This is a genomic window from Anaerotruncus sp. G3(2012) (assembly GCF_000403395.2).
GTDB lineage: Bacteria > Bacillota > Clostridia > Oscillospirales > Ruminococcaceae > Anaerotruncus.
In genome coordinates this window covers 264,741-286,655 of the sequence record NZ_KE159676.1, presented here as the reverse complement: position 1 = coordinate 286,655, position 21,915 = coordinate 264,741, and the positions used below count along the sequence as shown (strand labels likewise).

Sequence of the window (21,915 nt, the reverse complement as noted above, 5' to 3'; positions counted from 1 at the left end):
CAGACGGTATTTCAGACCCTGATGCAGAAATATGAAGCGGAACGGGCAGAAAAGGCGGAGGCAGTCCCGGAACTGGAAAGGAAAGTCCGGGCGCACCTGGAAAACCAGGTGGATACCGACCGCTGGCTGGAAATTATCCGGCGCTATACCGAAATCTCGGAACTGGACGAAACCATTCTCTTTGAACTGGTAGACCGGATCGAGGTTGGCGATACCCAGAAGGTCAACGGGCAGCGGATTTGTGAGGTCAAGGTCTACTACCGCTATGTCGGGAATGTGGACGGGGCGCTGGCACAGGAAAGGGGGCAGGATTATGGCGAAGCAATATAAAGTCGGTATCTACTGCCGCCTGAGTGTGGATGACGCCTCCAATTCCGCAAAAGCGAAGGGCTATATCCCCAGCGATGAATCGGTGAGCATTGAGAACCAATATGAAATCCTCTCCAAATTCGTCATGCTCAACGGCTGGATCGAGGTCAAGACCTATCAGGACGATGGGTACAGCGGCGGCAATTTTCAGCGGCCCGGATTTTTGGAAATGCTGGAGGACGCAAGGCATGGCCTGATTAACCTGATTCTGGTAAAGGACCTTTCCCGCCTGGGCAGGGATTTTGTGGAGGTGGGCCGTTATACGGAAATGATTTTCCCACAGAAAAACGTCCGTTTTATTGCTATCAATGACGGCGTTGACAGCGCACAGGGCGACAATGATTTTGCCCCCTTGCGTAACATTTTTAAGAACACGAGGCATTTGGGAGGGGTAAACTGCTAATTTCTCTCCAATTCGACAAATCAGTGTGCAACAATCAAATATCGCTACTGTTACAGAATGTTTTCGTCTGGCTGCTGATGCGGTCAGGCGTTTTTTCGCCCGATCACACCAGCCCAACAAAGCGGTAGTAAATTTTAATGTCCTGGTGTCTTTGACCGTCAATAATGGTCCGTTCTCCAACTTCAATGCGGTCAATCAGTTCCTCAATGATTTCCCGGTTCAGTTCCTGCAAGTCCAGATACTGCCGGATGGTTCCGGCCCACTGGTGGATATTGGCGATGTCCTGCTGGGCTTTCCGTTCCCCGGCTAACAGGCTGTCCAGGCGTTCCGATTTCTGGATGCGTTCCTGCTCGTTCTTTTGAATCAGAACCGAGAAGGAATCGCCGCTGATTGCCCCGCTTACCTTATCTTCATAAAGTTTTGCGGTGATCTGTTCCAACTCCTCCAAACGCCGCCGCAAACGGCTGATTTCCTGTCGGCTATCCTCCTGTTGTGCGGCGCTTGCGGATTGGATGTGCTGTTTCAGCTTATCCAGTACAGCGGCTTCATCGGCTGCAACCGCTTTTCCATGCGCCCGGATTTCACTCAGCACCAAGTTTTTCAAGCTGATCTCAAAAATCCGGTGCCATGAGCAAACGCTATGTCCGGTAGTGGCAAACCGGGAGCAGAAATAAGAAGTATAGTGCTTGACAGTGCCATTTTTCCGGCGCTGTGTTTCGCGGGCGGCAACCAGAGGATGCCCACAGTCCGCACAGACCAACTTTCCGGTAAACAGAGATGCTTGGGGCGGCGTATTGTTAGCGGAAATCTGTTTCGCCGCCTGATTGATTTTCTGGACAGCCTCCCACAGCTCCGGCCCGATAATCGCCTCGTGCGCGCCCTCATGGGAAATCCATTCCGATTCCGGTTTCCTTATCATGGTCTTATCCTTATAGGAACGGGAACCGGTGCAGTTCTGTGTGAGCGTACCGGCATAAACATCATCGTTCAGAAGGCTTCGGACGGTTGCGTAAGCCCACAGCCGCGAATACTTGCAGCTGCCATTTCCGTAATGGACCGCCCAGTACCAGCGGGGAGGGAGAATCCCTTTCTCATTCAGGGCGGCGGCGATTTTCCCATAGGCCATGCCGGACTGACGCATCTGGAATATCTGCCGCACAACAGCGGCGGATTCCCCGTCAATCACCAGCTTGTGTCTGTCCTCCTCGCTCTTGCGGTATCCGTAGGGAGCGTAGGCGGCAAGATACTGGCCGCTTTTCTTCTTGGCATGAAGCACTGACTTGACCTTGCTGGACAGGTCCTTGAGATGGTAGTCATTCATCAGACTGCGGAAGTGCAGCATATCGGTGTTGTCCCCCTCGCTGTCCAGGCAGTCCAGAACCGATACGAACCGGCATCCGAGGGAAGGGAAAATGACGTCACTATTCTGGACAAGAGCACAAAAGGATAATGTACGCCGGAGGTTAGCCCGTCAGATTTTCCACTCGATTTCTACTTTCTCATTGGTCGCCCGGATAACGGTTATCAGTGCGTCCACTACCTGCCGCTTGTCCTCAAAGCTGACATTTTCCCAATCGTCCAGATAGCCGGAAATGCTTTCTATCTTTTCGGCTGGCACAGCGTCCGCAGACAATTTTGCAATCTCATTGGAAATGCTCTGCCGCTTTGCGTCCAGTTCCTCAATCCTGCTGTTTACGTAGGAGAGCAAAACCGGGCTTGCGCCTGTCAGCGTGTCAAGCAGCTTTTCAATCTCGCTCTCCACCTGCGCCAGTTCCAGCCGCTTCGCTGTCAGCTTTGGGGAGATTTTCGCCGCCTTTTTCCGTCCTGTCAGCGTCTTAAAATCTTTCAGCTTCTTTACCATCGCCCCATAGACAACCGCTTCCAGTTCGTGCAACTTCACACACCCGCAGCCGGGACAAGCCCCGCTGTCCGCATGGACGGTACAGCGCATATAGAGGATACCGTTGGAGTGTGCCGACATGAGCGCATAACCGCATTTTCCGCACTTGATTTTTCCCGCTGTCCAAGTGTTCCGGGCTTTCCTTGCGGGCTGGTAGGTATGGCTGGCAAGCAGCTTCTTTCTGCATTTTAGCCACAGTTCGGAGGGGATAAAGCCCTCGTGGGGAGCAAGCACCAGCGTCTGCCCTTGCAGGTGTTTATGTTTGTCCTCGGTGTTCCCCTTGCCCTGATAGTAATAACAGCCGTTTGTCCCCGCAAAGTCGGCGGCGTTATTGTAAATATCCGTTCCCTGGCTTTTGTAGAACTCGTATATGTCGAGGTCAGCCATGACATAAATCGGGTTGCGTAGGATAACGCTCAAAGTTGCCCTCGACAGCGGCCTGCCATGATAGGTACGCATACCGTCCGCTGTCAGTTTCTTTGTAATGTCATGCAGGGACACCTGCGGGTCTGCGTACATTTCATACATCTGCCGCACAAACGCCGCTTCTGCCGGCTCAATGACCAACTTCTTTGTCCGCACCCCGTCCATCACATACGGCTCTGTCCGAAACCCGTAGGGTGTTTTCCCTCCCATCTTGAAACCCCGCTGACAGCGGGAGTGCCATGCGTCCTGCACCCGCTTCTGTATGGTTTCCCTTTCAAGCTGGGCGAACACGATACAGATATTCAGCATAGCCCGCCCCATCGGGGTGGAGGTATCAAACTTTTCCGTAGAGGACACAAACTCCACTTCATACTTTTGGAAGTAGTCCATCATCTTCGCAAAGTCGAGAATGGAACGGCTGATACGGTCCAGTTTGTAGACCACTACTTTCCGCACAAGTCCGCTTTCGATGTCCCTCATAAGCTGCTGGAACTCTGGACGCTCCGTATTTTTCCCGGAATACCCTTTGTCTTTGTACTCTTTACAGTTACTGCCTTTTAGTTCATATTTGCAAAACTCAATCTGGCTTTCAATGGAAATGCTGTCCTTTTTGTCCACCGATTGTCTTGCATAGATCGCGTCTATTCGATTATCCATATTGTCGCTCCTTTTCTAAAAAAGAAACGGAGCTACTGACAGTTTCATTATACCGCCAGCAGCCCCGCAAATCAACGATGGCTTCGGAAAACCTTACGCCCCGGCTTCCTCGTTCTGCCGCTTGTCGGCGTACTTGCGGAACACCTCATAAAGCTGCTGTTCCAGCTCCCGGCGTTTCTCCGCTTCCTGCTCCGGCGTGAATATTGGGGAGAGATTTTCCAGCGTGATTTCCTTTCCCTGAAAAGTCACGATTTCGGTTTCTTTCTTGTATCTGATACTGTTACTTATAAAATCACCTTTCCTTTCTGCAATGCTGCTGCCGTTTCAGTTCTGCCAGCACCTCCGGCGGGATACGCTCAACCAGTCTTTGGATATTGTGCAGTTCGCTTTCTAACTTCGCCCGTTCCATACGGTCTTGCATTTTGCCGCTTTCGCTGGCTTTGGCTCTGGCTTCCAACTGCTGATTTTCTTCCAAAAGGCCATTGATTGTGACCTTGTACTTTTTCAGTTGCCCGGAGAAGTTGTCCATCTGCGGGAACCATTTTTTCAGCATAGCGAGGGCTTCCTCTTTCTTCTTTCCGGCGTTCAGTGGGTTAATGCTGTCAAGGGTGACTTCAATGGCTCTTGCCTGTTTGGAGAGGGAAACCGCCTGTTTGAACAGCCGGGTGGGGATATGCTTCCTGCCCGTCTTGCTGGCGCTTTCCCCACGCTCCAAATCTGTGTATTTCTCCACCATGTAGGCGTGAAAATCGTCCTGCCATTTTGTCAAATTCGCCCGGTTGCCTAAAATCTCTTTGGCGCACAGGCGGTTGTCCTGTGTCAGCGGAACAAAGGTCAAATGCAGGTGTGGCGTTTTCTCGTCCATGTGAACCACCGCCGACACGATATTTTCTTTGCCCACTCTTTCAATGAGGAAGTCCGCCGCTCGCTGGAAAAACGCTTGAATTTCCTTTGGGGACTTCTTCTTAAAAAACTCCGGGCTGGCGGTAATCAGCGTATCTACAAACCGGGTGCTGTCCTTGCGGGTGCGACACCCTGCCTGTTCAATGCGGTTCTGGATAAAGTGGTAGTATCTACCCTCTGGCTTAATGATATGGAAGTTGTACTTGCTCCGGCTGGTGTCAATGTCGGGATTGCTGGCGTACTGTTCCTTTTGCCGTTCGTGATGGGCTTCCAGCGGTCTTGCCGGGTTGCCCTTGTGCTTTTCAAACCGCAAAATTGCGTGCTGTGCCATGAAACTCCTTTCCCCGTTCCCTTCCTTTCCAGCGGGTTTCCCCGCCAAAATTATCTCTGATAGGATAGGAATGAAATAGATATAAATCAATCGTTTTAATCTTTGTATTTCTATATACCGTCCAGTTTCCGTACTTCAAGAGGATTGATTATCGTACTTGTCGAGTACGGTTTTCAATTCGACCGCGTACCATAATCGGATTTCTTAAAGTCGGTGTTTGAAACCGCTTCATAAGATTTTGGATAAATGCGATTGGGTTTTCCGCAGCCCTGTTTCTTAATGTCAATCAACTCCGCATACTGCAACTCTCGCAAGGTGTTGACTGCTTTTTGCCGCCCACAATGGAGCAGGGCAACCACCTCGCAAATGGGATAATACAGGTAAATGCGACCGTACTCGTCCGCCCACCCGTTTTTCCGGGATAACTCCGCCCGCCGCAGGATAAAGGCATACAGCAGCTTTGCTTCGTTGGATAAGGGCTGGAATGTGGGCGCTTCAAAGAGAAAATTGGGGAGCCGGGTGAAGCTGGACGCCTTTCCTGGCTGATGAATATAAATCATGCTTGTCATAGTATGCTTTGTGGACGGTTAGAAAGGCATTTTCAGGGGAGGGCGATACTTTATACCACTTCTTCCGGTTCTGCCCTCTGAACGCTTTATAAATCAAGGACTTTTCAGCCCCTAACTGTCCACGCTCGACCTCCTTTTCCGTTCACTTTCTGTTTTCTGCCGCCTGTGAACTCTGGCGGCACAGTCCGGGCAGTATTTCCCTCGGTTGGATTTTGGGACGAACACACCGCCGCAGACCTCACAGCGTTTCAGATCCTTATTCCGGTAAATCGCCGCTTCCAGCGTCCCCATAAGTGGTAAGACCGCCCAACGGAACCACTTGCAGCAGACCGAGAAAGAAATCATCTGCGGGCAGGTGTGGCTGTCCCAGTCGCCAAGGGCGATACAAGCCCCGTTTTCACAATTACAGCACTCCCGCCGGATAAGGGCGTTTGCCTGTTTCCTCTGCGCCGGGTTCATGCAGTAGAGGGAACCGTCCGGTCTGCGCTCTATGGGTGGCAGTCGTTTATATGGATTATCTCTCATGCGTTTCCTCCATTTGCTTTTTCGCTGCCGTTCTCTCCGAAAGGTTTTCCGACGTTGGCACGCTCCCCGGACTTCGGGACAAGTTGTCCCGAAACTGGCTCCTTGCGTTGCTTCCCCTGCCGGGAAACGCCTTTCGAACGGTCATTCTGTTTTCAAGGTGCGGCTCATCGATGAACTAAGATAAGTCTACACCTAAATGACCGCCCGTCCCGTATATCCATAATGTCGGAAATCAGCCCGGAAAACTTTCTATTTCCACGCTCTCGGAATTGTGGTAGAATGGAAACAGCAAAGCGACAAATGACAATTTGTCTAAATAAATCAAGATAAGCACGTTGTTAATTATGTATATTAGAGGTGGGTATGATTGAATGAGAGAAATAGAAACGGTACAGAAAATACAGGACTATATACGCATACATCATAAAGATGCTAATTTCAATATAAATGATATCTGTTCTAAGATTGGGTATTCAAGGCGACAAGTTGACAGAATTTTCAAGAAGTATCTGAACAAAACATTACAAGAATATGTTAGTGCAGTTTGTTTAACGGATAGCGCAAATGAATTATTGAATACAAAAAAAACAATTTTGGAAGTCGCATTGAACAGCCATTATAAAACGCACGAGGGATTTTCGCGTTCCTTTTATAAAAAATTTCATATCAATCCCTCTGTATATCGTGAAAAAAAGATTGCTATTCCATTATTCATACAATATCCGATTAGTCACTATTATGCTTTGTTTAAAAATAAGGAGGAATTATTTATGGGTAATGATTTAAGTTTTTGTATGATTACTGTTAAAGAACGTGAAAAAAGGAAGTTGATTTATCTCCCGTCACACCATGCACAAGATTATTTTTCGTATTGCGAAGAAGTTGGCTGTGAATGGGAAGGTCTGCTAAATAGTATTCCAGAAAAATTTGAACCTGCTGCTTTGATTGAATTACCAGACAAATTAGTCGAAAATGGTTTTTCAAAGATAGCAGCAGGCGTTGAAGTGCCATTAGATTATGATAAAGAACTTCCAGAAACATATAAAACAGTGGAACTTCCAGAATGTATCATGCTTTATTTTCAAAGTGAACCATACGAGAATGAAGAGGACTTCTGTAAGGCGATTGAAATCACATATGCAGCGATAGGAAAATACAATCCTGCGGTATATGGTTATAAATTCGCATATGATATAGCCCCAAGTTTTAACTTCGGTGCAGATACAAGTACGGGAGCAAGGATAGCTGTTCCAGTAATACTAACGGCTTGAATAGCTATAAATTCCAGTTCGTATAGAGCATGATGAATTAGAATTTGAAAGGTAAAAATATGAAACCAGAAGAAATATTAAAGTATTGTCTTAAAAATTTAAAAGATACAGTTTTGGTAGATAGCTGGGGAGAAAAGGGAATATTTTATAATCCCAATCATGTTTTAAAAAGAGGCGTGTATATACTTACAATAAAAGAAAAAGATGGAGATAATGACAACGGCTCAAATTTGGATAGAGAAAATGTATACAGAGTTAATTTAGGAATTCGCAAAAAAACTTTTATAGAATTATTTAGTGATGTACCTAAAAGACCAAGTGCGGGAGAAATAGTAAGTATGAATTATGATTTCACAGAATTAAATAAGATAATTCCACATCCTGTATATGCTTGGATGGGCTGGATTTCTGTATTAAATCCGTCAGATAAAACCTTTGAAAAATTAAAACCATTTATTCAAGAAGCTTATGAATATGCCGTAGAAAAATTTAAGAAAAGAAAAGTATAAATCCGAAGTTGTAACAAAGATTATTTATACAACGAATGGAGGTATACTTTTGGAAACAGTAGAATTAAGATTTCAATATACTCAAAGTGAATATATAAGAGCAGAAAGGCAATATTTAATTTCTAGTAAAATTATACATAAATATGATATTGCTTTAGTCACTGTATTTTTGCTGCTGTCGGTAGTTTATATGCTGTTCACCTCTTTTAGCATATTTAGTATTTTAATATTTGGATTGGTAATTGTTGTAACTGCATTGGGAAGCTATTTATATATTCTAATGCCTATACTGAAATTCAAGCAAACTGCAAAATATCATGAGGAATATACGCTGGTATTCTCAAAAGAAACAATTAAATTTAAAACACAAAGCATTGAATCAGAAATGAAGTGGGATATTTACTCTGCACTATGGGAAAGCCATGATTTTTATTATTTAATTCAAGCACCACGAATATATACGTTAATTCCAAAAAGAGTTTTTAAAGACCTAAACGAAAAACAACTATTTGAAGAAATTACACAATCAAGAGTAAAAACAACAAAACATGTATAATAAACATACCCCACAATGTAACAACTTCCTATTTTATAGAGTGGACAAGGAGGGAGAGCATGGAACTATCCACACAAGAACGCTTAAAAGACCTGCGTGTGGAGCGTGGCTTGACACTGGAACAGCTTGCGGAGCAAACGCACCTCTCCAAGTCTGCGCTGGGCAGTTATGAAGCGGATGACTTCAAGGATATCAGCCACTATGCTCTTATCAAACTGGCGAAATTTTACCGCGTGACTGCCGACTATCTGCTGGGGCTGTCCGAAACAAAAAATTACCCAAACGCCGATCTTGCAGACCTGTGTTTGAGTGATGATATGATTGAACTATTGAAAAGTGGGTTGGTAGACAATTCCCTCTTGTGTGAACTGGCGGTGCACCCGGATTTTCCCCGGCTGATGGCTGACCTTGAAATTTATGTGAATGGAATTGCCGGGAAGCAGGTGCAGGGCGCAAACGCCATTGTGGACGCTATGAGCGCAACCATTATGAAGCAACATAATTCCGGCTTGACCGACCCGCAGTTAAGACAGCTTATCGCCGCCCATATTGACGATGACAGCTTTTGCCGCTATGTGATACAGCAGGACATAAACAATATAGCATTTGACCTGCGGGAAACCCACAAGGACGATTTTTTCAGCGTCCCGGAGGATAACCCGCTGAAAGGATTGTTGCAGGCCGCAGACGAAGCCGCCAGCGAGGACGATGACATGGAGCAAGCATCTATGGCTTTTATCTGCAAACAGCTCAAATTGAATTTGAAGAAGCTGTCAGAAGAAGAAAAGAAGTGGCTGAAAAAGATTGCGGAGAAATCGGACTTGCTGAAAAATCCAACCCCACAGCGGGGGAGAAAATAAAAGAGCAGAAAACCAAAGTATGCGGAGGTATTTATGAAGAAAATTCTTGTTTTATGTATTGCACTTATTAGTATGGCGGCCTTAACATCATGCAAAAGTTCCATAGCCAATGCCAATACCGCAGATGGTGTAAAAATCGAAATGCAATTAAATGAAAATTATGATGATACAGAACCATTTATCAATGAAAAGCTATTTTGTGTATCAAATGATTTAGAGAATGTGACAGCAAAATGTGAATTGGAAATGGATGGAGAAAAAGGAATTTTAGAAATCAAGAACAATAAAACAAATGAGATTTTATGGAGTAATACATGGGACGGAGCAGTTGAATTAACTACTTTTTCCATTTCACTGGACAATCTAAAAAAGGATGACGAATATGCTGTATGTTTTACAGGGACAGGAATAAAAAATACAATAATTTCTATTAGCTTTGAAAATGATTATGTTCAAGAACGTGAAAAGCCACTCAAATAATTTCCTAATCTATCGGGGAAATAGCAAAGCCAGGCGAGCCAGTCAACGGTCAAGATGAACGGCGCATAAATGCGCCGCCGCTGACAGTCCCGCCTGTCTTTGCTGATGGGTAGTCAAGGCGGGAAAGCCCTAAAATGGCTTTCCTGCCCATTTCAATTTTGAGAGAAAAATCCGTCTTCTTTTTTGTGAGTGTGGCTATCCGTTTGGGACACTTTGTCTCATAGTCCGGCGTGGAACGGAAGTTCCATATACGCCCTGTCTGCTGATAAGACCAGTCTTGCGCTTGCGGCTCCACGTCACGCAATCACAGCCCTGTTTTCCTGCCGCTCCAAATGCTATTGCCTTTCCCGGTGGCAATCCCATTTTCGCAGCAACGCTGACAGAGCGTATAACACACTACACTTTGCAAGCAAAGTCGTGTGCCAAGGGGCAAGCCCCTTTGGAAACCCCAACAAACAACAAAAAGGCTGAATATCCCGCACTTTCCCTGTGCCGGATATTCAACCTTTATTTGTTGTCAGCAGCCCCATTTCATGGTCTGCCTTTTGTGTCCTTGTCCATAATGTTTCTGTGTACATTCCCACTTGCAGATAGTTTCGCCCTAACCGCGACATATCTTTTACGATGACCGTTCCCACAAGCCCCGCTTCAATGTCCGCAAGCATGGCTTGAAAACCGGGTCTTTGGAAGTTTGCGCCGGAGAAACCGTCGTCCGTGTACCATTTCAGATTGCGGAAACCGTTCTGTTTGGCGTAGGCTTCAAGGATTCGCTTCTGAGATGTAATGTATAAAGGGTGGTTTCACCAAGCCACTACATTACATTGACTGCGGTTCATTTGTGGCAGAATGGCACAGGATGGAGGGATGGTGATTTACCAGCAGGAGGGAACCGAAGCGGGAGCGTCCGGGGATGACCTGGGCGCTCCGTTCTCTCTGCCGGTCCTCTCGAAGAGCGCACTTACTCACCACCCGCAAGCGAGCGGTGGTACTGCCTGCGGCAGTCGTGCGTTCGACCAGGGAGACCCGCCGAGCGTCCCTTCCCTGCCCAGTATGGACAGGCCAGCAGACGCCAACGGCGGCTTGTGCATCGGGCGGAGCTTCACCGATGCACCGGGGGCTTGGGGGTCTTCGGACACCAACAAGCTGCACTAGGTATATACCGGTGCATTGCTTGCTACTACTATCTGCATCTATAACTGGGGTTGAAAGTTACTTGCGGTGATGGTATACTTGGTTCGTGTCAATTCGATAAATAAGAGTTTGATATGGAGGTCTTACCATGCTACAGGTTGTTTTCTCCGACAGCGAACGCGGGTCGTTGAAGCTGGCTACCCACTGTTCCTGCATCAATAGCGAGGACGGACCTATCGGGTTCATTTTTGGAGAAGGCGAGACCACACCGGAGGAACAGGAGCGGGCCATGGCAAAACTCAAGGCCCAGTGGGAGGAGGAGAAACGTCGGGCACGACCTGTGGGTGGCAGTCCTGGAGATGTACTGTGTCCTTCCTACGGTCTGGATATGGGTCCCCTTAGCGGACCCAATGTGGATAAGGCTCGGTTTAATCTGCTTACCGCCTGGTTGGGGGGCGACTTCCCTCTCCCAGACAGTACCCCTGAGGACTACGCCCAACAGCGTGATCAGATGTGGGAGCAGCGTCAGCAGGATCGGTTACGACTGTTGGAGACGGCAGAAAACGGCGAGGCAGTACGCATCTGGTACAGCCCCGCCGCACCTTGGTCCCTGTGTGGGTTTTACGAAGTGTGCTGGCTGCTTCGGAGCTTCGATTGCCCCGTGACCGCCTTAGAACTGCCTCAGTGGATGCCGAGGGAGGACGGTACAGTACAGTCCTGTCTTAGCTGGGGGGAGTTGGTTCCAGGGGACTGGGCGGCGTTCCTTCCCTTGGAGCGGGAAATCCCCAAGAGTGTTCGCCGGGCTATTGCCATGGAGTGGGCAGGACTGCGGAAAGAGAACGCCCCCCTACGGGCTGTGGTCAACGGGCGGCTGGTCAGTGTGGGGGAGGATTTCTACGATCCATTTATCCGTGCCCACATTCCCAATGGGGTCTTCCGGGTGGCCCAACTCATCGGCGAGGTACTGGGCCGTGAGCGACTGGGTATTGGTGACTGGTGTCTGGCCAAACGCATCAAGGCAATGCTCGACCAGGGCGAACTGATTACGGTGTCTAAGGGTGACGGTTTCTACCGGGATGAGGTGCGCCGAGCTTCATAAGAGAGAACTTTCAGTTTATCGGGGGGATTTCATCTTTTGGGTGAAATCCCCCTTGACAAATGTTTTCTTGGTTGCTGATAGAATTGCTCTCGCCTTGCAGCTCGTCCTCATGGGATAATCTCGGATATAGGGCGGTAATGAGTGTTGGGGTTGTCTGTCTTGTCATAATGTCCTCCGTTTCCGACAGCCAGCCCACTATTCCGTAGGTTTATTATACCATAGGGCGGGGCTGGCTGTACAGCCCTTTTTGCTACTTTACAATTCGTTAAATATTACATTTTTTATTCAATGATTGTCGCAATATGATTGTTGTTGAAAAAAGCGTAACTCCATGCTATAATGCGTAGAGCGTTACCAGCAGCGATAACGTGGGATTTTGTCTGCAATTCAAGGAAAGAGAGGTACAGACATGGAGTTTGAAAAAATTGATTGCAACAACAAGACAGTTGCTATCGTGTCAAGCGACAACAAAGTGATTACTGATGTTGATTCAGCACTCGACTTGCTTATGTCTGCCAATTACGAAGCAGGCACGAAGCATATCGTTGTGGATAAAAAACTGATAACAGAAGATTTCTTCATTTTAAGCAGCGGCTTGGCTGGGGAAGTTCTTCAAAAATATATCAATTACGGCGGGAAAATCGCCATATACGGCGACTTTTCGCATTACACAAGCAAGCCTTTAAAAGACTTTATCTTTGAGAGCAACAAGGGGAAAGACGTTTTCTTTGTTGCCACAAAGGAAGAAGCAGTTCAAAAATTAACTGAAATCATTTGAGAGATAAAATCCCCGTATCAAAAAGTTGTGTATTAACCCAACGCTTAGGCGGTCATGCTCCACGGCATGACCGCTTTTTCAACGCCTGTTTCAAGCCATGTGCGGTGATTGCTGTCCGGCTGCGCTTTCCGCTTCCAGCACTTTCAGCATTTTGTCGGCGGCGGTGGCGGTAGTTCCCTGTTTGAAATAGCCGGAAACCACAAGTACGGTATTTCCCCGGCGTACCTCGGTGACGCAATCCGGGCGGCGGGCAGTAGTGGCGGTGTTCCTGTTTGGGGTGTCGGTCATAGGCTCTCCTTTCTGTTCAGCAGCGTTTTAAGGCGTTCCATTTTCGCCTGTGCGGTGGCTTTTCTGAAATTCTCCCCGGTAAAACAGACGGGGCGGCACATTTCCGTTAAGCGGTCATAAATCCGGGCGTGGGCGGTGTCCTCCGGGTTCTGCAATTCCTCCAGCGTGAGGTTCGTTGTCACGATTAACGGCTTTCCGCTTCGGTAGCGGCTGTCAATCACGTTGTAAACCTGTTCAAGCCCGTATTCCGTTCCCCTCTCCATGCCGAAATCGTCAAGGATAAGCAGGGAAAAGCTGCAAAGGCGGGCTATGTATTCGTTGCGGTCTTTGTAGCTGGCGGCAAGGTCATTGAGTATCGCTGCAAAGTTCGTCATGCACACGGAAACCTCACGCTCCATAAGGGCGTTGGCGATACACCCGGCAAAATAGCTTTTCCCCGTGCCGACTTTCCCCCACAAAATCAGCCCGTGGTTCTCGTCTTTCATCTGCTCCCATAGCTCCACATAGGAGTGCGCCATTCCCATTTGTGGGCATTTCCCGTTGTCGTTCTCAAAAGTCCATTTTTTCATGGCGGGGTCTGTAAAGCCCTTTCTTTTCAGCCGTTCCACTTCCTCCCGGTGCTTCTGCTCCCGGTCTGTGGCTTCCAGCATTTCCCGGTGTTTCCGCTGGCAGTCACATTCTTTGGGGTGGCGGTCACGTCCGAAAAGCGTCTTTCCCTCTGCAAAATAGGCTTCTTTGGGCTGGCGGCAGCTCCCGCAATACAAAAGCCCGTCCTCGCCCGTGTAGTCCTCCGGCTCTGCTCCCTGTGCTGTGGCAAGCCGGAAAATAGCGTTATCGTAATCACTCATAAAATCGTCCTCCTTGTTCATGGTCTTTTCCACGCCCTGTTTACGGGGCGTTATATCGTTGTTGTCAAAGGCTCTCGCCCTCTTTGTAGGAATAGTCGGGGATTCCTTTCTTCCCCGTCCCTTTTCGGTCACGTCCTGCCCACATACGGACAGCGGCGGCATGGTTGGCGTACTCTTTCCCAATAGCAGCCATGTACTCGCTCATTTCCTCAATGAACCGTTCCAGCCTGTCCGGGTATTCCCCTTTCAGCTCCGCATATTCGCTTTCAGAGAGGAAAATATTTTTATATCTGCCAAAGGCTGCGGGCGGTTCCCCACTCACTCCTTTTCGTTGGTTCTCTTTTAGTTTGTTTATAGTAAGTTGGTTAGGGGTCGGTTTTCCGACTATCAGAGGGTCGGTTTCCCGGCTATCAGTAGGACGGTTTTCCGGCTCTGTGAGGGTCGGTTTTCCGGCTGTCATAGGGTCGGAAACCTGTACCACTGTCGGCACTTTCACATAAAGGCGGTTGGGGGTGGAAAATCCCCGGCGTTCCCTCACCAAAAGTCCGGCAGCGTCCAGCTCGTTCAGTGCGCTTTTTATGGTGGTGCTGCCTTTATCCATTGTTTCCGTTATCTCCGAAACGGGATAGACAATATACGTCCTGCCCTCGCTGTCCTGCCAGCCGTTCTTCTGTGAGAGGGTGGAACGGTCAAGAAGCAGCGCATAGAGCAGCCTTGCCGTATAGGATAAGTCCATTTTCAGCAGAAAATAGGGATAGGGCAGAAAACGGGGCATTGTGGTGTCGGCTGTGATGTAATCGGTTATGGTTCTCACCTCCTGTCTGTGGGGTCTGTTACGCAATTAGAACGGCTTTTCCGGGGGTAAAGGATAAAAGTATTGCATACCCTTTGAGCGGTGCTTGAAAAGCCTTGATTTACGGGGGTTTGAAAGTTCCTAAAGCGTGACATAGCAGCCTTTGTTTCCGTTTGCGCTGTGCGGCTCTGATTCTTTTCATGCGTCCAGCACAATCCGGGCAGTATTTCCCCCGGTTGGATTTGGGGAGAAAATACCCGCCGCACTCGGTACAGCGTTTCCTGTCTGCCCGGTGGAGCAAAGCGGCTTCCAGTTTCCCGTCTAACGGCAGCACCGCAATCCGAAACCAGCGGCAGAGAAGCGAATAGCTGATACTCTGCACACATACGCAAGGCTCGCCGTCGTCCAGTAAAATACAGTTGCCGCCGTCATAGTTACAGCACTCATGCACAAGGCGGCGGGCGGCTCTGTGCTGCTGGTAGTCCATTTGCGGTATCTTTGCGCCCATGCCCTCAACGCTCCCTTTCCGGCTTCCTGTCCGGGTACAGCTTCCCGGCGGCTACGGCGGCATGGCTCGTTATCTTGATTTCCCCACGCTTTTCACTGGCTCTTGCGTTCCTGTAGCCCTCATCAGAGAGGAAATAGCGGTGGCGTTCCCCCGGATAGCCTACGGGGCTGTCGCTGGTCTTTACGTCAAGCACAATCATGTGGCGGGTTTCCGGGTGGAAACGCTCCATACCTGTCAAGTCATGCCCCTGCATTACCGGCTGTTTCGCCTGTGCCTTTGCTTCAGCAAGCCGCCGCCGGATAGAGTTCTCATGCCCTGCAAGGAAACGGGCTTTGTTGTCGGCTATAAACTGGCTGCACTCCGGCTCTGGTATCTTTTGCAGTTTTTCTATGGCCTTCTCCATGATTACCTTTGTCAATAAATCCTTAATCACGGGTACGGTTTCTTTCATGCCGCCTATGGTTTCCGCTTTGGTGGGTGCGGCGTACTGGTAAATCATTTCAAGCTCGCTGTTCGTAAATCTCATTGTGTTACCTCCTTGTGGCTGTTCTGTTATCGTTCCTGTTCCTGTTTTTTGTGCTGGCTCGGTGCGCCCCTCAAAATCTGCTCGATATTGCCTTTTAAGGTCTGCAATTCTGTGGTGCGCTCCCTTTTTTCCCGGTACTCGTTGTAAAGGGTGTTTTTCTCCCTCGTTAGCTGCTCAATCTCCGCTTGTAGGGCTTTGGACGCTGGCAACTTGGAAATGCCCTGTGCCTTGAAATACCGGGTGGCGGCTTCGGCTATGATAAAATCGCTTTCGTGCTGTTCCCGGTAGGCTCTCCGGGCTTTCTCTGTTTTCTGCGCTTTCAGTCCGTCACGGGCAGGCTTGGTCTTGATGTACGCCAATAGCTGTTTCTGTAAGTCCTTTTTCTCCCGCAAAGTGTTTTCTGTCGTTTTCAGTTCGGCATGGACGCTGTTCAGTTCTGCGCTGGCAGTAGCAAGGGCGGCTTCCAGTTCTTCCGGGGAAGAAAAGCCGGATTCTTCGTAAATGCTCATGGTCGCCGCCATTTGCTTTAAGTTGTGGACTGCCGCCCAGCGGTCATATCCCACGCCTTTTCCCTCTGCCCGTTTTGCTTCCCGGTCTACCATGCGCTGAACACTGTCATTTTTCGGTGCGTTTATATCGGCTTTACCTCGCTGTAAACGGTCTTTTAGGCTGCGGGGGTATTCCTGTTTGGGTAGGGGCTTTTCGGCGGCTCTTGCGGCGTTCTGTGCGTTTTGGGTGAGTGTTTCCAGTACGGCGGCACGGTCAAAATCATCACCTAGCTTCCGGGCGGTGATTGGCTTCGTCCTGTCCGGGGTGAGATACGATAGCCGCCCCCGGCTCTCCTTGACGGTCACGCCCTGTTGTAACAGCTTCCCGGAAAAGTCCTCAAAGGAAACGGCAGAGGACAGGGCGGTGCGGATTGTGTTTCGCAACCGTTCCTTGTCGGTTTCAAACTTGCTTTGTTTGGGCGGTTCTCCTTTGGCGGCAAGGGAAGCGTTCTCTTTATCCAGTGCGGCTTGTCCTTTCCGCTTCGCCCAATACTCCCGCTCGGTGACACGGTTCTTGCTCCCGTGCAGCAAGTCAATCTGATAGAGGTTTTCCCGGTGGCACATCTCCATGACTTCCGCTTTCAGATATTCCATAGCTGCGTCCGTACAGCGGTGCTTGCAGCCCGCCTTTGTGTCCGCTGGTCTGTCCATGTAGGGCAATAGCGGCACTTCCTCAATCCGCAAGCTGTTTATCACGATATGCACATGGATATTCCCGCTGTGGTTATGCCCGTCCGGATGGGTGCATACTAACGCTTGGTGTCCGGGGAAATGCTCTTTACAATACTGCTCGCCTAACTCCTGCGCCCGGTCAACATTCAAGCCGTTGTCGGTTGCGTCACGGGGGTCAAAGGAAATGATATAGTGGTGGCTCTTTACGTCCTCCCGCTTTTGGTTCTTGCCGTATTTCAGATTGGAGCGCATACACACTATGGCAAAATCTTCATCACCGCAATTCAGAGAGGAAATGCGGTAATCTTCCCGGAGAACAAGCCGCCCGTTTCCGTCCAGTGTGGGCTTCATGGTAAACTCGTCATGCTCAAAGGTTAGGTACTGCTCGGCAGCTCCATAGTCGGCATTTTTAGAGCTGATATGTTTGAATGTTGCCAACGGCTTCACCTACTTTCTGCAAGACTTCAAACTTCAAGGCGGCAAGCTCTGACAGGGCGGCTCGTACCTCATTGGAGAGGGTGTTATAAGGTGCGCCGTACTCGTTCAGACAGCGGGCAATCTGATTCAGATTCCCGCCTATCTTTCCATACCCGGCTGTGAGTTTCCCAACAGCAGATAACAATTCATCATTGACCGGGGAAACGGTAATCACCGGGCATATCCTCGACTTGGTAAGGGCTTGCCGGATAAATTCGGCTTGGCTCATTTGACAGAGGGTGACACGCTCGGAAAACTCGGCGTATTCTTCCTCGGTCAAGCGTGTCTTGATTACCCGGCTTCGGTGGGGCGTGTTGTATCTTTTCATGGTCGTAAACCTCCTTTCATGGGTGGATTCATTCAAACGGCGCAAGCCGCAAAAGGCGGGCTTGGGGTGGCAACCCCAACAAGATTCCCATAGGACAAAATGAGCGATAAGCGAAATTTGGTACTATGGTAGAATCTTGCTCTTAGAAAGTGGCGGTTTCCGGGCTGTCTGCTTACTATCCGTCATGCGGCGACGTGTTTGTTGCGCTTGGCGGAAATTTCCCTCGCAATACCTTTAGTGCCGCTGGGAGAGATTTTGCCAAAACTGCGGCGATAATTCTCCCTCTAATACCTACAAAACCGCAAAAGGCAAAATGGACGGAGATTTTCAAAAATTTCTTCATTTTCTTTTCATTCCCCACACCACAAGAAAATCAAAAACTGCCAAACAAAACCGAAAAATTTCGTTTCGCCCGTCCTCCACGGATAACTTTCAGATTTGCCAGCTTCAAAATCGAATTTCCCTTTTTCACGGCGCAATACTGCCAAAGTTCCAAAACGCCGAACTTCTTTTGTTTTTTTCACTAATAGAGCGTTAGCGGCTTTCCATTCTGCCCGCATTTTGAAAAAATGGGCGCAAAAAAACAGGAAACCTTTTCTTGATTCCCTGTTTCTGTATGTCGCTGTGATGGGCGGCGGCTATTCAATTTTCAGTTATCGGTCAAGCTGAAATTTCATCTGACTTTCAATCAGCTTGGTTTTGATATAGTTCTCCATATCGGCGTTATAATGTCCGTTTATGTAGGAGAAGTAGCGGATAAGTCCGGCGTATCGGTCAAGAACGGCTTGCATGGCTTCCGGGTCGCCCTCATGCGCCTTGATAATGGTTTCATAGGGGAGAAGTCGGTCTTTCATAGGTGTGCTTCTCCATTTCCCGGCGTAGCTGCTGTAAGGCAAGCTGGATATGCCGCCCCGCTGTGCTTCGGGTCTGTCCGTACCTCTCGCCGATTTCTTTCTGTGTCCTGTGCTGGAAGTAATACTGAAAGATTTCCTCCTGTGCCTTTTCCGGCAAGAGGGAGAGGGCGGCGGCAAGCTCCCCGTCATAGAGGATAACGGTCTGCCCGCAAGCGGTAAAAGTGTATTCCTCGCAAGGCTCCGGCTCAACGAAATAATTATCCGTGGTACTGAACGGAACAAACTTTTCGAACATCAGATAGTCAAGGGAAATTTCCTTTCCCCACTGTTTCCGTAGCCGTAACGCCATATCAATAGCAGCGTGACGAATGACAATCTTACAAAAGGCATTATGTGTGTGCTGGATATGTTCTTGATATTCTGATTCGGTCATAGAAAATCACCTCTTTTCTGAATAATTGGAAAGGGCGGCAGCTCTTTTTGCTGTCGCCCCTTGATTACCCACCAGCGAAGCCGGACGGGGCTGTCACCGGCGGGCATAGCCCGTTTATCTTGACCGTTGACTGCTCCGGCTGGGGTTGCTTTTGTTTACCTTACAAACTCGATATTGACATCACCGTTATTACTGGATACATTTAGCGTTTTTTCGCCGCTGTCTTTATTGTTAGGCAAGCTGCTTTCACCGTTTTTGATTTTTGAATGAATCGCAAAATCGTCATAGCTTCCTATAATCGTTCCAGAAATATTCCCGTTCTTGACGCTTAGCTGCAAAGTGCTTCCAACATTTAAGTTTTCAAATGTAATGCTCCCACCGTTGGAAGAAACGCTAATATTCCCGGTTACAGTCAATGCGGGAAGCGATATATCTTCATTTGTCGTTGACAAAGTAAGAGTATCTAAAAGTTCGTTTGGTATCTGCAATGATATTTTCCTATTTTCCGAAGAAGCCTTCCCGCCAATGTAATCTTTCCATTCCTTATTGTTGGCACTTGTCATGGACAATATTTCATCAGAAACAGAAATATCGTAATACTCTTTACTGTTTTCAAAATATTGAATATGCACTTGTCCGTCCTCTGATAGCGACACTTCAATTTCCCTATCCCGCACATCAAGGTTGATTTCTTTGATTTGCGTATCTGGTATATAGCTTTTTTCTTCAAACGGTTCGCTATTGTCTGAACAACCCGCCAAAACAAAACAGCCTAATACAAAACACAATGCAAGTGAAATAATTTTTTTCATTGTAATTCCTCCATATCTGATAAGTCACATTTACAGCTCTAACTCATAATAATATTCGTTCTTTTCAATCTTACCTGTAAACTGAAAGCCGAAAGAAAGGTATAGTTTTTTTGCGATTTTGTTTGTGTCATCTATCATCAAAACTACCTTTCTAACACCTTGAATTTTTAGACCTCTTAAAATATGCTCAAATGCTTTTTTACCAAACCCTTTATTTTGAAATCGGTAATCTATCATAAAGCGGCATAGAATTGCAAGGTCAGGCTGATTTTCTGTTCGTTTATACATAAAAAATCCAATCAGCACGTTATTATTGTAAATGGCATTGGGGTACATTTCTGAAAAGTATTTTGCTTCCGCTATGGAAACTGCGTTGCAGCATAAATATTTCTCCATAGTCGTACCAATGCCATTGTGATTTGTAGTCAGCTCACACACATCAAAGATATTGTCTGCGTCAATATCTTTTATTCTAATCATAGCCCTCCCCCTATAAAGTCTTTCGTTTTAAGACCACAAGCCCTCCAAAAGATAACATGACACTTAACAGCAGGCAGATACCAATATGCAGAAGTGCGTTACTGTTAAACATGGTAATCTGGAAAAAATGAACCAATATACCCCTCAACGAAACAATCGGGGTAAAAATACAAATGATAGCAACCAAAACCGCGTCTGCCAGCCAACCATACCAATACGGTTGCATAGATAGCAGTACATGGAGAAAAACCATTGCAAGCAACAGAAAAAACACTTGTTGTAATCCGGCAATAATAATCCCGTTTTCTGTCCATTTACATACGTCCATCATATTGATAACTGTCTGCGCTGAATATGCAGGGTCAATCAATAGATGTATTGCTGTGTTGACAAGCGAAATACAAAACGCCAAAAATCCATAGCTGATTAAACAACCGTAAAAATAATCTTTTTTACTTGCGCCCAGATGTATCAGCTTCGTAAAGTCGTAAAACACAAAAAAGAATGGAGTTAGAACGGCAAGCAGCCAAGTGTAATTTCCATTACTTAGAACCACATCGCCAGAAGATGTGGCGCAAAGCACAACAAGAGCCGTTATAATGAAACTGATTTTATTGCTTGCAAGCAAGCGTTTTACAATCGCAAAAATAGCTGTCATTTTACTGTACCTCCCTTATGTCCTACCATTTGTATAAAGAAATCCTGCAAGGATAGCGGGCGTATTTCTAATGAAGCGGTCTGCTCCGGCGGCGTATCAAAGATATAACTTGTTACAAGACCACCGACGGTATCTTGCCCAATGGTATGCAGGTTTTGAGTTGCAGCGTCCACGTCTTTTTGAAGTCCGCTAACACTGAACGCTTTTGTTTCAACCGATTGCAATGTGTCGAAAAAGCGAACACTTCCCTTGTCGATTATGATTAGCTTCTGAATTGTCTTTGCGATTTCCTCAATGATATGTGTTGATACAATAATAATTCGGGGGTGTTTCTGAAAACTTTCCGTCAGCATATCATAAAATTCCACACGCATAATTGCGTCAAAGCCAAGGACAGGCTCATCTAACAAAACAACATTTTTGTTGCTTCCCAGACAAATAATCGTTGAAACCATTGTTTTCATGCCAAGTGAAAGGTGATTGAACTTCTTTTTCCCGTCCAATTCAAAACGCTCCATCATTTCCGAAGCGAAGCTGTAATCATAGTCTGGATTTACTTCTGAAGCAATCCGCAGCAGTTTTCGGACTGGAAGATTAAAATGTTTTGCAAAATTTTCAATATAGCTAACGCCTGTGTCCAGTGTGGAAGTCGTTATCTTTTTACCGTCAACGTGAATAGTACCGTCTGTAATGTTTTGATACCCGGCAATCGACTTGAGAAGTGTTGTCTTGCCCGCGCCATTTCTGCCAAGCAGGCAATAAATCCCAGGTTCGTCAACCGAAAGGGTAATGTTCTTTAGTACAGTTGCCTCTCTGTACTGTTTTGTCACCTGTTCGAGTGCTATCATGTAGCCATTCCTCCTATAAGCTCTGGTATAGTCATTGATTTTCGCATAATCCTATGCTAAAATAGATTGTAAACC

27 protein-coding genes and 3 pseudogenes are annotated in these 21,915 nt (G+C 47.5%); 10 read left to right on the top strand and 20 right to left on the bottom strand.

The window, feature by feature from the left end; genetic code table 11:
• Both C814_RS18170 and C814_RS18165 read left to right on the top strand, forming a co-directional pair.
• A partial coding sequence (locus C814_RS18170; protein ID WP_016316881.1) for a DUF4368 domain-containing protein occupies nt 1–330 on the top strand: 330 nt, incomplete at its 5' end.
• Nucleotides 314–736: pseudogene (locus C814_RS18165) on the top strand (recombinase family protein); the annotation flags it as partial. The gene C814_RS18170 and the pseudogene C814_RS18165, both read left to right, overlap by 17 nt.
• A gap of 139 nt (nt 737–875) precedes the next feature.
• Here the strand turns inward: C814_RS18165 and C814_RS18160 are convergent.
• From C814_RS18160 to C814_RS18140, 6 genes and pseudogenes are all read right to left on the bottom strand, one after another.
• Nucleotides 876–2,195: pseudogene (locus C814_RS18160) on the bottom strand (recombinase family protein); the annotation flags it as partial.
• A 48-nt stretch (nt 2,196–2,243) separates the two neighbouring features.
• The gene (locus C814_RS18155) at nt 2,244–3,755 is read right to left on the bottom strand and encodes a recombinase family protein (RefSeq protein WP_016316878.1); all 1,512 of its coding nucleotides are present in this window, start codon (nt 3,753–3,755) and stop codon (nt 2,244–2,246) included.
• A gap of 93 nt (nt 3,756–3,848) precedes the next feature.
• Nucleotides 3,849–4,067: a hypothetical protein gene (locus tag C814_RS24250; RefSeq protein WP_236940279.1), complete on the bottom strand. Its 219-nt coding sequence runs from the start codon at nt 4,065–4,067 to the stop codon at nt 3,849–3,851.
• Nucleotides 4,048–4,989: a MobV family relaxase gene (gene mobV / locus C814_RS18150; RefSeq protein ID WP_016316877.1), complete on the bottom strand. Its 942-nt coding sequence runs from the start codon at nt 4,987–4,989 to the stop codon at nt 4,048–4,050. The genes C814_RS24250 and mobV overlap by 20 nt, the downstream gene beginning before the upstream one ends.
• Before the next feature lie 173 nt (nt 4,990–5,162).
• Nucleotides 5,163–5,558 carry a replication initiator protein A gene (locus C814_RS18145; RefSeq protein WP_022788524.1) on the bottom strand — a complete coding sequence of 132 codons (396 nt, stop codon included), beginning with the start codon at nt 5,556–5,558 and terminating at the stop codon, nt 5,163–5,165.
• Nucleotides 5,559–5,669: 111 nt separating this feature from the next.
• On the bottom strand, nt 5,670–6,083 hold the full coding sequence (locus C814_RS18140; RefSeq protein WP_016316875.1) for a cysteine-rich VLP domain-containing protein: 414 nt from the start codon (nt 6,081–6,083) through the stop codon (nt 5,670–5,672).
• Nucleotides 6,084–6,454: 371 nt separating this feature from the next.
• Between C814_RS18140 and C814_RS18135 the strand changes: the two genes are divergently transcribed.
• From C814_RS18135 to C814_RS18120, 5 genes are read left to right on the top strand one after another with little or no spacing between them, the layout of a single operon-like run.
• A complete protein-coding gene (locus C814_RS18135; protein WP_016316874.1) occupies nt 6,455–7,354 on the top strand; it encodes a helix-turn-helix transcriptional regulator in 900 nt (299 codons plus the stop codon).
• Between the two features lie 59 nt (nt 7,355–7,413).
• Nucleotides 7,414–7,863 (top strand): DUF6194 family protein, encoded by a 450-nt coding sequence (locus C814_RS0105365; RefSeq protein ID WP_022788523.1) that lies wholly within the window; start codon nt 7,414–7,416, stop codon nt 7,861–7,863.
• Between the two features lie 49 nt (nt 7,864–7,912).
• Nucleotides 7,913–8,419 carry a YcxB family protein gene (locus C814_RS18130; RefSeq protein WP_016316873.1) on the top strand — a complete coding sequence of 169 codons (507 nt, stop codon included), beginning with the start codon at nt 7,913–7,915 and terminating at the stop codon, nt 8,417–8,419.
• A gap of 59 nt (nt 8,420–8,478) precedes the next feature.
• Nucleotides 8,479–9,279, top strand: coding sequence for a helix-turn-helix domain-containing protein (locus tag C814_RS18125; RefSeq protein ID WP_016316872.1), 801 nt, complete (start codon nt 8,479–8,481; stop codon nt 9,277–9,279).
• 33 nt (nt 9,280–9,312) lie between these two features.
• A complete protein-coding gene (locus tag C814_RS18120; RefSeq protein ID WP_016316871.1) occupies nt 9,313–9,759 on the top strand; it encodes a DUF4624 family lipoprotein in 447 nt (148 codons plus the stop codon).
• Nucleotides 9,760–10,316: 557 nt separating this feature from the next.
• Here C814_RS18120 and C814_RS23140 read toward each other — a convergent pair.
• Nucleotides 10,317–10,544, bottom strand: a pseudogene (locus tag C814_RS23140) (recombinase family protein); the annotation flags it as partial.
• 79 nt (nt 10,545–10,623) lie between these two features.
• Between C814_RS23140 and C814_RS18115 the strand changes: the two are divergent.
• The 3 genes from C814_RS18115 (at nt 10,624) to C814_RS18105 (ending at nt 12,767) form a co-directional block, all read left to right on the top strand.
• Complete coding sequence (locus C814_RS18115; RefSeq protein ID WP_016316870.1) at nt 10,624–10,911, top strand: hypothetical protein; 288 nt, start codon at nt 10,624–10,626, stop codon at nt 10,909–10,911.
• Nucleotides 10,912–11,038: 127 nt separating this feature from the next.
• Nucleotides 11,039–11,989, top strand: a complete 951-nt coding sequence (locus C814_RS18110; RefSeq protein WP_016316869.1) for a DUF3658 domain-containing protein — start codon at nt 11,039–11,041, stop codon at nt 11,987–11,989.
• A gap of 409 nt (nt 11,990–12,398) precedes the next feature.
• On the top strand, nt 12,399–12,767 hold the full coding sequence (locus C814_RS18105; protein WP_016316868.1) for a DUF4180 domain-containing protein: 369 nt from the start codon (nt 12,399–12,401) through the stop codon (nt 12,765–12,767).
• A 90-nt stretch (nt 12,768–12,857) separates the two neighbouring features.
• Here C814_RS18105 and C814_RS18100 read toward each other — a convergent pair whose 3' ends face one another.
• The 13 genes from C814_RS18100 to C814_RS18040 form a co-directional block, all read right to left on the bottom strand.
• On the bottom strand, nt 12,858–13,055 hold the full coding sequence (locus C814_RS18100; protein ID WP_016316867.1) for a transposon-encoded TnpW family protein: 198 nt from the start codon (nt 13,053–13,055) through the stop codon (nt 12,858–12,860).
• Nucleotides 13,052–13,903, bottom strand: coding sequence for an ATP-binding protein (locus tag C814_RS18095; protein WP_016316866.1), 852 nt, complete (start codon nt 13,901–13,903; stop codon nt 13,052–13,054). Before C814_RS18095 ends, C814_RS18100 begins: the two co-directional genes overlap by 4 nt.
• Before the next feature lie 64 nt (nt 13,904–13,967).
• A complete protein-coding gene (locus C814_RS18090) occupies nt 13,968–14,678 on the bottom strand; it encodes a replication initiator protein A (RefSeq protein ID WP_016316865.1) in 711 nt (236 codons plus the stop codon).
• A 139-nt stretch (nt 14,679–14,817) separates the two neighbouring features.
• Entirely contained in the window at nt 14,818–15,204 is a 387-nt protein-coding gene (locus C814_RS18085) for a cysteine-rich VLP domain-containing protein (RefSeq protein ID WP_016316864.1), read from the bottom strand.
• A gap of 4 nt (nt 15,205–15,208) precedes the next feature.
• On the bottom strand, nt 15,209–15,730 hold the full coding sequence (locus tag C814_RS18080; RefSeq protein ID WP_016316863.1) for a DUF5720 family protein: 522 nt from the start codon (nt 15,728–15,730) through the stop codon (nt 15,209–15,211).
• Between the two features lie 26 nt (nt 15,731–15,756).
• The gene (locus C814_RS18075) at nt 15,757–17,388 is read right to left on the bottom strand and encodes a relaxase/mobilization nuclease domain-containing protein (RefSeq protein ID WP_016316862.1); all 1,632 of its coding nucleotides are present in this window, start codon (nt 17,386–17,388) and stop codon (nt 15,757–15,759) included.
• Complete coding sequence (locus tag C814_RS18070) at nt 17,360–17,755, bottom strand: plasmid mobilization protein (protein ID WP_016316861.1); 396 nt, start codon at nt 17,753–17,755, stop codon at nt 17,360–17,362. The genes C814_RS18075 and C814_RS18070 overlap by 29 nt, the downstream gene beginning before the upstream one ends.
• 653 nt (nt 17,756–18,408) lie before the next feature.
• A complete protein-coding gene (locus C814_RS18065; RefSeq protein ID WP_016316860.1) occupies nt 18,409–18,609 on the bottom strand; it encodes a helix-turn-helix domain-containing protein in 201 nt (66 codons plus the stop codon).
• Complete coding sequence (locus tag C814_RS18060) at nt 18,584–19,042, bottom strand: RNA polymerase sigma factor (RefSeq protein ID WP_016316859.1); 459 nt, start codon at nt 19,040–19,042, stop codon at nt 18,584–18,586. The genes C814_RS18065 and C814_RS18060 overlap by 26 nt, the downstream gene beginning before the upstream one ends.
• Nucleotides 19,043–19,197: 155 nt before the next feature.
• On the bottom strand, nt 19,198–19,854 hold the full coding sequence (locus C814_RS18055; protein ID WP_016316858.1) for a DUF4097 family beta strand repeat-containing protein: 657 nt from the start codon (nt 19,852–19,854) through the stop codon (nt 19,198–19,200).
• A gap of 30 nt (nt 19,855–19,884) precedes the next feature.
• Nucleotides 19,885–20,334, bottom strand: a complete 450-nt coding sequence (locus C814_RS18050) for a GNAT family N-acetyltransferase (RefSeq protein WP_016316857.1) — start codon at nt 20,332–20,334, stop codon at nt 19,885–19,887.
• Between the two features lie 10 nt (nt 20,335–20,344).
• The gene (locus C814_RS18045; RefSeq protein ID WP_016316856.1) at nt 20,345–20,992 is read right to left on the bottom strand and encodes a hypothetical protein; all 648 of its coding nucleotides are present in this window, start codon (nt 20,990–20,992) and stop codon (nt 20,345–20,347) included.
• Nucleotides 20,989–21,840 carry an ATP-binding cassette domain-containing protein gene (locus C814_RS18040; protein ID WP_016316855.1) on the bottom strand — a complete coding sequence of 284 codons (852 nt, stop codon included), beginning with the start codon at nt 21,838–21,840 and terminating at the stop codon, nt 20,989–20,991. Before C814_RS18040 ends, C814_RS18045 begins: the two co-directional genes overlap by 4 nt.
• Nucleotides 21,841–21,915: the final 75 nt, after the last annotated feature.

Coding starts and splice junctions, on each gene's coding strand:
- C814_RS18155 (WP_016316878.1), bottom strand. CDS start 3,755: ATGGATAATCGAATAGACGCGATCTATGCAAGACAATCGGTGGACAAA.
- mobV (WP_016316877.1), bottom strand. CDS start 4,989: ATGGCACAGCACGCAATTTTGCGGTTTGAAAAGCACAAGGGCAACCCG.
- C814_RS18145 (WP_022788524.1), bottom strand. CDS start 5,558: ATGACAAGCATGATTTATATTCATCAGCCAGGAAAGGCGTCCAGCTTC.
- C814_RS18140 (WP_016316875.1), bottom strand. CDS start 6,083: ATGAGAGATAATCCATATAAACGACTGCCACCCATAGAGCGCAGACCG.
- C814_RS18135 (WP_016316874.1), top strand. CDS start 6,455: ATGAGAGAAATAGAAACGGTACAGAAAATACAGGACTATATACGCATA.
- C814_RS0105365 (WP_022788523.1), top strand. CDS start 7,414: ATGAAACCAGAAGAAATATTAAAGTATTGTCTTAAAAATTTAAAAGAT.
- C814_RS18125 (WP_016316872.1), top strand. CDS start 8,479: ATGGAACTATCCACACAAGAACGCTTAAAAGACCTGCGTGTGGAGCGT.
- C814_RS18120 (WP_016316871.1), top strand. CDS start 9,313: ATGAAGAAAATTCTTGTTTTATGTATTGCACTTATTAGTATGGCGGCC.
- C814_RS18115 (WP_016316870.1), top strand. CDS start 10,624: ATGGTGATTTACCAGCAGGAGGGAACCGAAGCGGGAGCGTCCGGGGAT.
- C814_RS18110 (WP_016316869.1), top strand. CDS start 11,039: ATGCTACAGGTTGTTTTCTCCGACAGCGAACGCGGGTCGTTGAAGCTG.
- C814_RS18105 (WP_016316868.1), top strand. CDS start 12,399: ATGGAGTTTGAAAAAATTGATTGCAACAACAAGACAGTTGCTATCGTG.
- C814_RS18100 (WP_016316867.1), bottom strand. CDS start 13,055: ATGACCGACACCCCAAACAGGAACACCGCCACTACTGCCCGCCGCCCG.
- C814_RS18095 (WP_016316866.1), bottom strand. CDS start 13,903: ATGAGTGATTACGATAACGCTATTTTCCGGCTTGCCACAGCACAGGGA.
- C814_RS18090 (WP_016316865.1), bottom strand. CDS start 14,678: ATGCCCCGTTTTCTGCCCTATCCCTATTTTCTGCTGAAAATGGACTTA.
- C814_RS18085 (WP_016316864.1), bottom strand. CDS start 15,204: ATGGGCGCAAAGATACCGCAAATGGACTACCAGCAGCACAGAGCCGCC.
- C814_RS18080 (WP_016316863.1), bottom strand. CDS start 15,730: ATGAGATTTACGAACAGCGAGCTTGAAATGATTTACCAGTACGCCGCA.
- C814_RS18070 (WP_016316861.1), bottom strand. CDS start 17,755: ATGAAAAGATACAACACGCCCCACCGAAGCCGGGTAATCAAGACACGC.
- C814_RS18065 (WP_016316860.1), bottom strand. CDS start 18,609: ATGAAAGACCGACTTCTCCCCTATGAAACCATTATCAAGGCGCATGAG.
- C814_RS18060 (WP_016316859.1), bottom strand. CDS start 19,042: ATGACCGAATCAGAATATCAAGAACATATCCAGCACACACATAATGCC.
- C814_RS18055 (WP_016316858.1), bottom strand. CDS start 19,854: ATGAAAAAAATTATTTCACTTGCATTGTGTTTTGTATTAGGCTGTTTT.
- C814_RS18050 (WP_016316857.1), bottom strand. CDS start 20,334: ATGATTAGAATAAAAGATATTGACGCAGACAATATCTTTGATGTGTGT.
- C814_RS18045 (WP_016316856.1), bottom strand. CDS start 20,992: ATGACAGCTATTTTTGCGATTGTAAAACGCTTGCTTGCAAGCAATAAA.
- C814_RS18040 (WP_016316855.1), bottom strand. CDS start 21,840: ATGATAGCACTCGAACAGGTGACAAAACAGTACAGAGAGGCAACTGTA.